Source organism: Polaromonas sp. YR568 (assembly GCF_943371715.1).
Taxonomy (GTDB): domain Bacteria; phylum Pseudomonadota; class Gammaproteobacteria; order Burkholderiales; family Burkholderiaceae_C; genus Polaromonas.
On sequence record NZ_CALRVW010000002.1, the window covers coordinates 148,708 to 160,995 of the forward strand.

At 66.0% G+C, this 12,288-nt stretch carries 10 protein-coding genes; 2 read left to right on the plus strand and 8 right to left on the minus strand.

Going from position 1 to position 12,288, the window contains the following annotated elements; all coding sequences use genetic code 11:
- Positions 1 to 36: 36 nt before the first annotated feature.
- Positions 37 to 2,040 (plus strand): ATP-dependent zinc metalloprotease FtsH, encoded by a 2,004-nt coding sequence (gene ftsH, locus AAG813_RS02165; RefSeq protein ID WP_341911349.1) that lies wholly within the window; start codon positions 37 to 39, stop codon positions 2,038 to 2,040.
- A 205-nt stretch (positions 2,041 to 2,245) separates the two neighbouring features.
- Here ftsH and AAG813_RS02170 read toward each other — a convergent pair whose 3' ends face one another.
- Positions 2,246 to 3,334 (minus strand): tripartite tricarboxylate transporter substrate binding protein, encoded by a 1,089-nt coding sequence (locus AAG813_RS02170; RefSeq protein ID WP_341911351.1) that lies wholly within the window; start codon positions 3,332 to 3,334, stop codon positions 2,246 to 2,248.
- 527 nt (positions 3,335 to 3,861) lie between these two features.
- Between AAG813_RS02170 and AAG813_RS02175 the strand changes: the two genes are divergently transcribed.
- A complete protein-coding gene (locus tag AAG813_RS02175) occupies positions 3,862 to 6,651 on the plus strand; it encodes an autotransporter domain-containing protein (protein WP_341911353.1) in 2,790 nt (929 codons plus the stop codon).
- Positions 6,652 to 6,684: 33 nt separating this feature from the next.
- On the opposite strand, the gene AAG813_RS02180 is transcribed toward AAG813_RS02175, so the two are convergent.
- The 7 genes from AAG813_RS02180 to AAG813_RS02210 form a co-directional block, all read right to left on the minus strand.
- Positions 6,685 to 7,278: a carboxymuconolactone decarboxylase family protein gene (locus tag AAG813_RS02180; protein WP_341911355.1), complete on the minus strand. Its 594-nt coding sequence runs from the start codon at positions 7,276 to 7,278 to the stop codon at positions 6,685 to 6,687.
- A gap of 64 nt (positions 7,279 to 7,342) precedes the next feature.
- A complete protein-coding gene (locus AAG813_RS02185; protein WP_341911357.1) occupies positions 7,343 to 8,023 on the minus strand; it encodes an alpha/beta family hydrolase in 681 nt (226 codons plus the stop codon).
- A 69-nt stretch (positions 8,024 to 8,092) separates the two neighbouring features.
- Complete coding sequence (locus AAG813_RS02190) at positions 8,093 to 8,368, minus strand: YkvA family protein (protein WP_341911360.1); 276 nt, start codon at positions 8,366 to 8,368, stop codon at positions 8,093 to 8,095.
- Positions 8,369 to 8,486: 118 nt separating this feature from the next.
- The gene (locus AAG813_RS02195) at positions 8,487 to 9,962 is read right to left on the minus strand and encodes an RNB domain-containing ribonuclease (protein ID WP_341911361.1); all 1,476 of its coding nucleotides are present in this window, start codon (positions 9,960 to 9,962) and stop codon (positions 8,487 to 8,489) included.
- A gap of 325 nt (positions 9,963 to 10,287) precedes the next feature.
- Complete coding sequence (locus AAG813_RS02200; RefSeq protein ID WP_341911364.1) at positions 10,288 to 10,908, minus strand: ankyrin repeat domain-containing protein; 621 nt, start codon at positions 10,906 to 10,908, stop codon at positions 10,288 to 10,290.
- Positions 10,909 to 10,955: 47 nt separating this feature from the next.
- Positions 10,956 to 11,753 carry a TatD family hydrolase gene (locus AAG813_RS02205; protein WP_341911366.1) on the minus strand — a complete coding sequence of 266 codons (798 nt, stop codon included), beginning with the start codon at positions 11,751 to 11,753 and terminating at the stop codon, positions 10,956 to 10,958.
- A 108-nt stretch (positions 11,754 to 11,861) separates the two neighbouring features.
- Positions 11,862 to 12,266, minus strand: coding sequence for a PilZ domain-containing protein (locus AAG813_RS02210; protein WP_341911368.1), 405 nt, complete (start codon positions 12,264 to 12,266; stop codon positions 11,862 to 11,864).
- Between the last annotated feature and the right edge of the window lie 22 nt (positions 12,267 to 12,288).

The following is a 12,288-nucleotide window of genomic DNA, read 5'->3' on the forward strand; positions in this document are numbered from 1 at the left end:
AAGCATGGCTAAGATGATCCCATCCAAGGAGCGATCATGCGTTGGCCCCCTCAGCAAGTGCAAAGCCCGGACAAGAGCCAGCATCCAGGCACACCGCCCGACACGCCCGCGAACCCGCCGCGCAGCGCCTGGCTGTTCCTGCTCGCCGTGCTGGTGGCGAACTACCTGCTGGCGCGGCTGATTTTCCCGGGTGGGGACATCCCGGTCACCGTGCCTTATACCGAGTTCCGTCAGCAGGTCGCCAAGGGCAATGTGGCGGCTATCTACAGCCGGGGTGTCAGCATCGAAGGCCGCTTCGTGGCGCCCATCACCTGGCCGCCGACGGCCGAAGGAGCGGCGAGCCCGACCGGCCCGGTAGCGGCCAAGCCGCGTTCGGTGACGCACTTCGACACCACGCTGCCGGCGTTTGTCGATCCGGGGCTGGAAAACTTCCTGATTGAGCACAAGGTCGAAATCAGCGCGATCCCGCTGCAGACCGGCGACGGCCTGTCCACCCTGATCTACGGCTTCGGGCCGGCCCTGCTGATCATCGGCTTTTACGTCTGGATGTTTCGGCGCGCCGCCAGGGGCGGCGGGCTGATGGGCGGCGGCCTGTTCGGCCTCGGCAGCAGCAAGGCGCGGCGTTACGACCAGGACAGCGCGAACAAGGTCACCTTCGCTGACGTGGCAGGCATCGACGAAGCCGAAAACGAGCTGGTCGAGGTGGTCGATTTCCTGAAGTCGCCGGCCAAATACACCCGCCTGGGCGGCAGCGCGCCCAAGGGTGTATTGCTGATAGGCGCGCCCGGCACCGGCAAGACGCTGCTGGCCCGGGCGGTGGCCGGGGAGGCCGGCGTGCCCTTCTTCTCGATGAGCGGTTCCGAGTTCGTCGAGATGATCGTGGGTGTCGGCGCCGCGCGCGTGCGCGACCTGTTCAAACAGGCACGCGAGAACGCACCGGCTATCATCTTCATCGACGAGATCGACTCGATCGGCCGGGCCCGCGGCCAGATTGCGATCGGCGGCGCGAGCGAGCAGGAACAGACGCTCAACCAGGTGCTGGCCGAGATGGACGGCTTCTCGGGCCAGGAAGGCGTCATCGTGCTGGCGGCCACCAACCAGCCCGACGTGCTGGACCGCGCGCTGCTGCGGCCCGGGCGTTTCGACCGGCGTGTCGTCGTGAATCTGCCGGACAAGGTCGGCCGTGAAGCCATCCTCAAGGTGCACACGCGCAAGGTGCCGCTGGCGGCCGATGTGGACCTGGCCGATGTCGCGGCCTCCACGCCGGGGCTGGCCGGCGCCGACCTGAAGAACCTGGTCAACGAGGCGGCGTTGCTGGCGGCGCGGCGCGGGCAGGACAGCGTGATGCAGAAAGACATCCTCGACGCGCTGGAGAAAATCGTGCTCGGCCCCGAGCGCCCGCTGCTGCTGAGCGCCGACGACCGCCAGCGCATTGCCTACCATGAGAGCGGGCACGCCATTCTGGGCCTGGTCGTGCCCGGCGCCGATCCGGTGCAGCGCGTCAGCATCGTGCCACGCGGCCAGGCGCTGGGCGTGACCTACCAGCGACCGCAGACCGACCGCTACAACTACCCCGAGGCCTACATGCGCGCACGCATCGTCGGCATGCTGGGCGGGCGTGCCGCCGAAGAGCTGGTCTACGGCACGCGCACCACCGGCGCCGAAAGCGATATCGAACAGGTGAGCCAGATCGCGCGCAACATGGTCACGCGCTGGGGCATGAGCGACGAGCTCGGCATGGTGCAGCTGGCGCCACGCGAGAACCGCTACCTGGGCATCAGCGGCAGCTTCGGCGCCGACAAACCCTTCAGCGAAGCGACGGCACAGCGCATTGACAGCGAGGTGCAGCGCATCATCAGCGAGTGTCAGGCCGAGGCCAGGCGCCTGCTGGCCCTGCACCGCCCGCAACTCGACGCGCTGGTCGCGGCCCTGCTGGCGCACGAGACCCTGGGTCAGGAAGAAATCCTCAAAGTGACCGGTCTGCCGCCGGCCCCTGAACTGGAGAACCGGCCGCTGCCGCCAGTGGCGCCGTCTTCATGAGGCGCACATGGCCGGCCGGGGGTGTAAGTGGGAACGGCTGCAGGCGTCGCGGGCGCTCATGGCGGGTGGCACCGGTGCCGCACGCCCCGGTCACCCCGCACCACCAGCGCTACATAAATCATAGCTGATTGCGCAACAGAGACGGGGGCTGCAGGCCTTTTTTACTTCAATGCGGCGCCGGCCCCCTGGTTGCGCCGCCAGGCGCTCAGCTGTCGGCCCGGATGCCCCGCAGCATGATGATGCCGCCCAGGGAGCGCGTGTCGCTGCGCATGCGGGTGCGCAGGCCTTCCGCAGTGGACGGCGCGGGTTGCCAGCCCACCGTGATCAGCCGCTGGCGCGTCTCGCCGGTTTTGAGAACCTCGATCACCGCGGCGCCGAGTTTGTCGCGCACGGCGGGCGGCAGCGACGCCGGGCCGGCCAGCGCGGTGAACAACTCCATGTCGGCACCCATGATGCCGGCCTCGCGCAGCGTCGGCAGTTCCGGGGCCAGCATGCTGCGCTGTTCGGACGTGACGCCGATCGCCTTCATCTTGCCGGCGCGAACCTGCTGCATGGCCAGGCCGGGCGGCAGCAAGGCGGCCTGCAGATGCCCGCCCAGCATGGCCGTGATGAGTTGCGGGTTGCCGGGGTAGGGCACATGCATCACGCCCAGGCCACCGCTGCGGCTCTTGATCAACTCCATGCCCAGGTGCCCGGGCGTGCCTGTGCCGGGCGAGCCGTAACTGGCCTTGTCGCCCTGGTTGCGCAGCCAGGTCAGCCACTCCTGCGCGTTGTTGCCCTGGGCGAAGTTGCTGACCACCAGCACCAGCGGCGTGGTGCCGATCAGGGCGACCGGCGCCAGATCGACGGCCGGGTCGTAGGCAATCATGGGGTTGAGCAGACGCGCGATGGTCAGCTGGCTGTTGTTCATGACCCCGAAGGTGTGCTGGTCGGTGGACTTGGCGACCTGATCCGCGGCAATCGTGCCCGACGCGCCGGACTTGTTCTCCACGATCACCGGCTGGCCCAGCGACTTCGACAGCGGCTCGGCAATCGCCCGGGCCGACAGGTCCTGCACCGAGCCCGGCGGAAAGCCGATCAGCAGGCGGATGGGCTTGATCGGCCAGTCGGCCACCGGCGGCGCGGGACGCGCCGCCAGCGCCGCTGTTTTGACGGCGGGCGCCGGTGTGGCCTTGGCCGCCGGAACAGGCGTGGGCGCCGCCTTGCCGGTGGGGGTCTGGCTGAAGGCGCCGGGGCCAGCCAGCGTCAGAATAAGCGCTGGCAGGAGGCGCCAGGAAGGATGGAATTGCATCATGTGAAGGCTCCGTCAAGTTGAAGAACTCGAGGCCATTGTTTTGAGCCGAAGGAAAAGCGGTCAATCCTGTCAGAGCTGACAGTGGAGCCCGGCCGTGCATTGCCCAAAGGTGTGCAGCGCAAGGTGAGTTTCCAGAGTTTTTAATAGGAATGAATTAGCCAAGGCGGGCGGCAAGCGGCCGGGCGCCTGCGATATTTGACAGGAAGCCATTCGGCTTACATCGCGCAAAACCGCCTGACGGTCAATAAACGTAGCTGAACGGCAAAAAATAGCTATCAATATGATAGCTGCTTGCGCTCGACTGCTATGGGATTGAAGCCTGTTTCCCTTGCGGTTATGCGGAAAACCCCTTCAGGACGCGCCGGGGACGATTTCCTGATTGGAGATAACATGGGACTTCGAGTACCGTCCTGACATCTTCTCTTGGCTGTGCATTTCGTGATTTCCTGTTTTTGGAATGTATGGCCTCCAGTACCCTCGAAGGTTTCAAGAAGCGTTCATTTTTTCTGCTGGCTTTACCCTGTTCAATGCTTCCCTGGGGTCATCAGGCATGGGCCCAGCAGTGCAATGGCGGCGCCACGGTGACCGGGGCGCTGACCATCAGCGCCAACTGCTCCGGCGGCGGCATCAAGCCACTGAACCTGGACACCGGCGCGAATGTGACGGTCAACACCGGGGTCACGGTGAGCAACAATGCTGGGAGTGGCCGAAACGGCGACCCGATCTCGGTGTTGTCGTCCGCCACCGCATCCACGCTGACCAACCGCGGCACGATTTACACCGCAGAGCAAATCGCGGTCAACGTAAACGGAAGACTGACCACCCTGGTAAACAGCGGCACGATTTCCTCGGGCTTCCGGCGCGGTCTGGTGATTTTCAGTGCTGCCAGCACGCTGGGCACGCTGACCAATACCGGTTCCATCATCGGGCCGTTTTCGGGCATTACCAACAGTGGCACCCTGCAGACGTTCAACAACCTGCAGGGCGCCGGCAACGTCAACGGTGCCGTCACCTATACCGGCTTGGTGCCCACCAACTACAACATCATCATCAACAGTCCGGCCACCTATGGAAAGTTCACCAACAAGGACGGTGTGACGGGCGCCATGATCTTCGGTATCTACGGCACGTCGACCGTGGCGATCGGGTCCTACACCGGCGTGCTGAACAACTTCACGGCGGCCAACCTGACCGGCGCAACCTCGGGCTCGTTCAGCGGCCTCAACTGGGTGCTGAGCCTGGCCTCGGGCAGCACCACCGTCTGGGACCTGATTTTTTCAGCGGGCAGCGTCAATATGGCGGCTGGCAGTTCCTACACGCTGGCCAATGTCGGGGTGTCGATCAACCCGGTCTTCGACGGCGGCACGCTGGTGCTGCCTGCCAATGCCAACTCGGCCCAGGCTTTCACCTTCAACGCCGGCGGCGCCACCATCACCTCGCCAGCCGGCAGCACGGCGCGGCTGTCCGGCGTGCTCTCGGGCGCTGGCGGCCTGACGGTCAACGGCAGCGGCCTGTTGGCGCTGTCGGGCATCAACACCTATGCTGGCGGCACCACCGTCAGCTCGGGCACCTTGTCGGTCAGTGGTGTTTCGCCATTGGGCACGGGTTCGGTGTTTGTGGCAGCGGGCGGCACGCTGATGGGCACCGGCAGCCTGCGTGGCCCGCTGACCGTGGCCGGCACGCTCAAGCCCGGGCATTCGCCGGGCCGCCTGGCGGTCAACGGCACCGTCACCATGAACAGCGGCAGCACCTTCCGCCAGGACATTGCCGGCACCTTACAGGCCAGCGCCAACAGTCCGGCGGGCGCCACGGGTTATTACTCGCTGCTGGCCATCAGCGGCGGGCAGTTCGTGATCCAGCCGAACGCGACGCTTTCGCCGCGCCTGCTGGACCTGTTCACGCCCGGTGAGCCCGGCTTCGGCAGCACACCCTACACCCCGGCGCTGGGCGACAGCTTTCGCATGGTCAGCGCCGACGGCGGCATTGCCGGCCGGTTTAGCACGCTGACGCAGCCGGCCGGGCTGGCGGCGGGCACGCGCTTTGCCCAGTTCTACAACTTGGGTGGCAGCAACAGCCTGGACCTGGCCGTCATCCCAACGTCCTACGCCGGCGCTCTGGCCGCGCAAAACGTCAATGCCCGCTCGGCCGCCGGGGCCCTCGACCGCGTGATGGCAGCCAACGACGCCGGCACCGCCACGGCGGCGCAGGACCTGCTGCTGTATTCGGCCGCCACGCGTGGCGCGACCGGCCTGCCGGCTTTCACGCGCGGCCTGGCCGGCGAGGTTTATGGCGCCACGCTGACGGCTGCGCCGGAGGCCGGCCGGCGCATGCAGCAGGCGGTGCTGTCGCACCTGAACGACGCCAGCCCTGCGGCCAATCAATTCGCGGCGCTGGCGCCCCGTGATGGCCGTGGCAGCCTGCTCGCAAGCGCTGACGGGCGTGCCGTTCCCGGCCTGCAACTGTCCGCGCCTGCCGATGCTGCCGTGCGGCAAGGCGCGCGCGACGACGCGGCGTGGGGCGAGCTGGCCTACCAGCACGGCCGCCGCTCCGGCGACCAGAACGCCAGTGCCTTCAGCAGCGACCTTTACCAGCTGGTGCTGGGGGTCGATGCGTTTGCCGGCGAAGGCAGGAAGGCCGGCGTCGGTCTGGCGCTGTCGAACACCGACGTCGGCGCGGCGCAGGGGCAGGCCGAGTTGCGGCAGGGCGCGCTGTTTGCCTATGCCCGCGTGCCGGCGGCGTCATGGGTGGTGGACGTTCTGGCCAGTTGGGGCGTGCAGTCCACCGTGCATTCGCGCAGCGACGTCACGGGCCTGAGCGCCGGCCTGGGCGGCAAGACCAGCGGTCGCGATGCGCTGCTCAGCGCCGGCGTGAGCCGCCCCATGGAGTGGCAGGGCCATCGCATAGCTCCGTACGCGCGCCTGACCTGGCAGCAGCAGCACCGGTCCGCTGTTACCGAGGGCAGTTCCGCGGCAGCACTGCGTGTGGACAGCTTTGACGCGCAGGGCCTGCGCGGCGTGCTGGGCCTGAGCCTGGCGTCCACGGCCAACCACCCGCTGCGGGACAGCCGCACCTACCGCTTCGATGCCGGTGTGGGCGTGGATTCGCAGAGCCTGCTCAACCCTGCGCTCACTGCCTCGCTGGCGGGCATGCCCATCGGCATCCGGGCGCCGCAAGCCGGCAGAGGCTTTGTGCAGCTCGGGTTGTATGGTACCCAGCGCCTGAGCGCACAGGCCTTCGGCTATCTCGGCGTCAGCACCGAGGCGCGGCGCGGCTCGCTGCTGGGAAGTGCGCAGGCCGGCGTGCGGGTCGCGTTCTGACGCGGCTGCTCGAGGTGCCGCAGGCAGCATCGCTCAGCGGTGCTTGCCGGCTTCCCAGCCCACGCCGCCAATCGCGCGCTCGGCCACTTCCACGGCCAGCGGCTCCAGCGCCGTCGCCATGGTGTCGTTCCAGCGGTTCAGGTAACCGAACAGGGCGATGGCCGCCACGATCTCGACGATCTGCTCGTCGTTGTAGTGCTTCTTCAGTTCGTCAAAGTCGGCGCTGGAAGCTTCGTTGGGCACCTTGCCGGCCTTGAGCGCCAGGCTGATGGCGGCGCGTTCGGCCGGGCTGAAGAGCGCGCTATTTTCGAAATCCCACAGCGCGGCGATCTTGGCGTCCGAGGCCTTGTAGATGCTCGACAGGTTGGTCATGTGCGACTGGCAGTACAGGCAGCCTGCCGCATAACTGCTGGCCAGGCTGACCAGCATCTTGGTTTCTTCCGGCACCGTGCCTTCGTACAGCACTGCCTGGTTCAGCGCCATGAAGGCGCGCACGATGTTGGGCCGCCGCACCATGGTCATGATGCTGTTGGGTGTGAAGCCACGCGTCTTCTTGTAATGCTCGAAGCGCTCGCGGATGTCGTCTTCCTGGATGTCGGCGAGGGGAACAGGGCTCAGGTGGGGCATGCGGGGTCCTTATGGGCGGGGTGTGAACGTGGGGCCAGTTTATAGGCCAGGCCCTGCGCCCCGGTCAGGACGGGCGTTGCTTCATCCACGCGGACATGGTGTCCAGCAGCTCCTCGCGCACCTGGCCGTCGTTGCGGCCCGAACGCACCAGCACATGGAAGGCGTGGTCGGCGCCTTCGACGACATGCAGGCTTGCGCGTGTTCCCAGGCTTGCCGTGGTCTCTCGCATCAGGTCCATCTCAGCCAGCGCATCGCGCGTGCCCTGCAGAAACAGCATGGGCAACTTGACGCCGGCCAGGTGCGCGGCGCGGTCGGTCGAAGGCTTGCCGGCCGGATGCAGCGGAAAACCCACCAGCACGATGCCGCGTACACCTGGCAGCGACTCGGCCGCCTGCGCCTGGGTGGTCATGCGCCCGCCATAGGACTTGCCGCCGGCAAACAGTGGCAGCCCGGGCCACTGCCGCACGGCCTCCGCAACCGCGGCGCGGATCGCCGCCTGCGCCACGGCGGGCGGGTCCGGTCGTTTCGAGCCTTGTTCCATGAACGGAAAGTTGAAGCGCAAGGTGGCGATGCCGCGCTCCGCCAAGCCCTGCGCGATCGCCGTCATGAAGCCATGGTCCATGGCCGCGCCGGCGCCGTGGGCAAACACGTAACCGGCCTCAGCCCTGGCCGGTGCCTGCAACAGCCCGGAGGTGGTGGCGCCGGAGGGCAGGGTGATGGTCAGGGAGGCGGGGCGGGTGGGCATGAATACAAGCCGGGCTGGCCGGGGGTGCGCCCGGGGAGGCGATGCCCCATTAGACCAGCGCGCCGGTGCTCAACCGGCGCTGCGTTTTGGCACCGGCTCGGCGATGCCGGGCGGCAGGCGCTTGAGCAGCCAGCGGATCGCCAGCGGGACCAGCACCAGATCGTCCATCACGCCCACAAAAGGCAGCACATCGGGGATCAGATCGATCGGCGAAAACAGGTACAACGCGATCAGCGCGGTGCCCCACTTCAGCCAGCCGGGCGCGTGCGGGTGGCGCAAGGCCGTCCACAGCCGCCGCGCATCGCCGCGCAGCAGGACCCACAGCAGGGTCAGGCGTTTGAACATGGAATCTCCTCGGTGAACGTGCTGGCCCGGCGGGCCGCTTGGACCCACATGGCGCTGTTGGCCCCGGCTGCAAGGGCTTTCACAGGGTTTTACATTCGCCCGCTCGAGTTTGACGGCCTCAGGCGCGCTCAAAGTCGATGAAGCTTTTTTCGGCATCCACCGCCACCAGCCTGACACGTGCCGTGTCGCCCACGTCCAGCCCTTCAAAACCCCGCACCACCCGGCCCTCAAGCAAGGGGCTGCTGATGCGCACAAACGTGCCCTTGGCCGCTGCGCCCGTCACGAGGGCGTCGAACACGTCACCGATACGCCCGTGCAGCAACCAGGCGCCGGCGGCCTTGAGCACCTGGCGCTCGACCTTGCTGGCGTTGTCTTCCTGCAGCGTGCAGTGGTTGGCAATCTCCGTCAGTTGCCCGGCGGAGTAGGGCGGTGGCTCGCCGGCCAGCGCCGCCTTCAGCAGCCGCTGTGTCACCAGGTCGGGAAAGCGGCGGTTCGGTGCGGTCGAATGGGCGTAGTCGTTGATGGCGAGCCCGAAGTGGCCCTGTCCATTGCCTTCTGCGCTCGCTGCATCCCCGGCAACCGCCGGTGCCGCCACATACTCGCCCGAGCCCAGCATCTTCACCACTGCCAGCGACAGGTCGGCAAAGCCGCCAGGGTCGGCCGCGCGCCGCGCACTCAGGAAGCGATCCAGCGCCAAGGCATCGGGCATAGCAGGCAAGGCCACACCGTGGCTGGCGGCCAGGACCACGATGCGGTCCCAGCGGCGCGGTGCCTGCAAGAACCGGCGAATCGACGGGAAGCCCTGGTCCACCAGAAAACGCGCCGTCGCGCCATTGGTGGCAATCATCAGGTCGGCGATCAGGTCCTTGGCACGGTTTTTCTCGTCAGGCTGCAGGTCGACCAACTGGCCGTCTTTGAAAACCGGCCTCGCGGAGATGGTGTTGACGTTGAGCGCACCGCGCGACTGGCGCCATTGCCGCAGCTTGCCGGCGAGCACGTCATGCAGGCGCACCTGTTCTTCCAGGCCAGGCACGCTGGCCATCTGCGCTGGCGGCGATGCCGCGCCGTCCAGCCAGGCCGAAACAGCGTCGTAGGTGAGCTTCGCGTGGTTAAACACCAAAGCGCGGTAGATGTCCGAGCCGGACACCGTGCCGTCTGCGGCCAACTGCATGTCCACCACCACGGCCAGCCGCTCCTGGCTTTCGTGCAGTGAGGTCAGGTCGGTGGACAGCACCTCGGGCAGCATGGGGAAAATGCCCGCCGCGGTGTACACCGAGGTCGTGTTGGCACCCGCATGGCCATCGACCGCGCCGCCGGGCCGCACCAGACAATCGACATCAGCCACCGCCACCAACAGGCGCGCGGCGCCATTCGCCAGCGGCTCGGCCACGCTGAGCTGGTCCAGGTCACGCGTGTCGTTGTTGTCGATCGAGAACCAGGTCAGGTGTCGAAGGTCGCGGATGTCCCCGTGACGTTCGGGACCGGCATGGCGCGCGGCTTCGGCTTCCTGCAAGGCCTGCGGTGAAAAGACGGGCAACAGGCCGCGGGAACGCATGGCTTCGACGGCGATTTGGTGGAGATGGGTGGGGTCCATGGGGATTGGTTTTGTGAGCTTGGCTCACTGTACCTGCTGGTGAGGTCCAGCTTCCCGGACCTGACTGTTGGTCGGGGTTAGCTGGATAGTAGGCTTGTCGTTGTTAGCAGGCTGGAAGCACAGTGTTGGCACGTTCAACTGGTTCTTGCCAACGGTGATGGGATTCGCAATGTGGCTCTGTCTGTTTATTATTTAACATAATATACATCGTAGAACATTAAAGAGACCGGTCAACTCAGCAAAAAACGCCGCCAAGCCGCGCCAGGTTTGAACATCGCCTGAACCAGCCTGCAGTGTCCAGCCGCTCTTCAGCGCTGGCCCAGCTTCACCATTTGCCGGTGGCTTGCCGCTTGCGCACAGCTGCTGCAATGAGATCGATGGATTCAGTACGGCTGACGCGTCGTGCGAAGTCGATGGCGGTCAGGCCTTGCTGGTTTTTCAGCAAGGGATCGGCGCCGGCGTCCAGCAGCAGCTGAACCGCCGGTCCTGTGCCGTATTGCGCCGCCATCATCAGCGGTGTGGTGCCGTTGGGTGATTCGGCATCGATGTAGGCGTGGTTTTCCAGCAGCAGGTTCATGATGGCCAGGTGCCCCTTGCTGGCGGCGTAATGCAGCGGTGTCCAGCCGGTCTTGTTAACGTCTGCATCCCGCTTGATCAGGGCGGCCACCATGTCCAGTTGGCCCTTGATCGCGGCCAGCATCAGCGGGCTTTCGCCATTGGCATTGAGCGCGTTGACGTTGGTTTTGGGCCAGTCCAGCAGGGCCTGGGTGGCTTTCGGCGATGGCTCCTGGATTGCCAGGGACAGGCCGGGCTGGCCTTTGGGGTCGACGGTGTTGGCATCAAAACCGCGGGTCAGCAACTGCCGGATGGCGCCCGGGTTGTCCTGCTTGATGGCCGCGAAAAAGTCTTCATACGAGCCGGCGTTGACTGAAATAAATCCAGTCATGACAAATAGATAGACGGCTTTTTTAAAGTGATTTATGAGGTGCATATTCATGCCGTGACGTCTGAAAAAAGCCGTTCGAAATTGCGGCTGGTGGCCTCGGCGATGGCTTCCACCGGCATCTGCCGGATCTCGGCAATCTGCCTGGCCACGTAAGGAACGTAGGACGGGTTGTTGGTTTTGCCGCGGTAAGGCATGGGCGCCAGGTAGGGGCTATCGGTTTCGATCAGCGTCCGGTCCAGCGGCACAAAGCGGGCCACTTCGCGCAGATCGGCGGCATTCTTGAAGGTCAGGATGCCGGAAAACGAGATGTAAAACCCGAGGTCCAGCGCGGCGCGGGCCACTTCGGCGGTTTCGGTGAAGCAGTGGAACACCCCGCCGGCCCGCCCTGCTCCGTCGGCGGTTTCGCCCTCCTCTTTCAGGATGGCCAGCGTGTCGTTTGATGCGCTGCGGGTGTGGATCACCAGCGGTTTTTGGGTCTGCCGCGCGGCGCGGATGTGGGTGCGAAAGCGTTCGCGCTGCCAGTGCATGTCGGCCATGCTGCGTTCGCCGAGGCGGTAGTAGTCCAGCCCGGTTTCGCCGATCGCCACCACCTTGGGCAAGGCCGCGCGTCGCACCAGGTCGTCCAGGCTGGGTTCGGTCACGCCCTCGTTGTCGGGGTGGACGCCGACGCTGCACCAGAAGTTGTCATAGCTGGTGGCTAGGGTGTGAACGGTCTCGAACTCTTCGAGCGTGGTGCAGATGCACAGCGCGCGGTCCACCTGGGCTTGCGCCATGGCTTCGCGTATCTGCGGCAACTGGGCCTGGAGCTCGGGAAAACTCAGGTGGCAATGGGAATCGGTGAACATCGGCAGGGTTGTATTAGGTGTCGAAAGTGGCTGAAGTCCATACCAGACGGTCGCAGGCAGCTATCAAAAGTGAAGCGGCCCGGAACAGGCTGGGAAGGGCCTAGAGCCCTAGATCGTCTGGGTCGGACGGTCGGAGGCCAGGTGGGCGCCGAGGATTTCCTCGATCTTGATCTTCAGCAGGCGGGACTTTTCGTCGTTGGGAAAACGCACGCCGACACCCTGGGTCCGGTTGCCGGAGGCCCGCGCCGGGGTGACCCATGCCACCTTGCCGGCCACCGGATAGCGCTGCGTGTCGTCGGGCAAGGTCAGCAGCACATACACGTCGTCGCCCAGCTTGTAGTCGCGCGCCGAGGGGATGAAAACGCCCCCTTCAGTGAACAGCGGAATATAGGCGGCATAGAGCGCGGCTTTTTCGCGGATGGCCAACTGGATGACGCTGGGCCGGGCGGCGCCGGCACTGGTGGCGGTGGCACCGGCAGCACCGGGAGAACCAGCAGGAGGCGTTGTACTCATGCGCCTAGTTTATCGGGTTGAC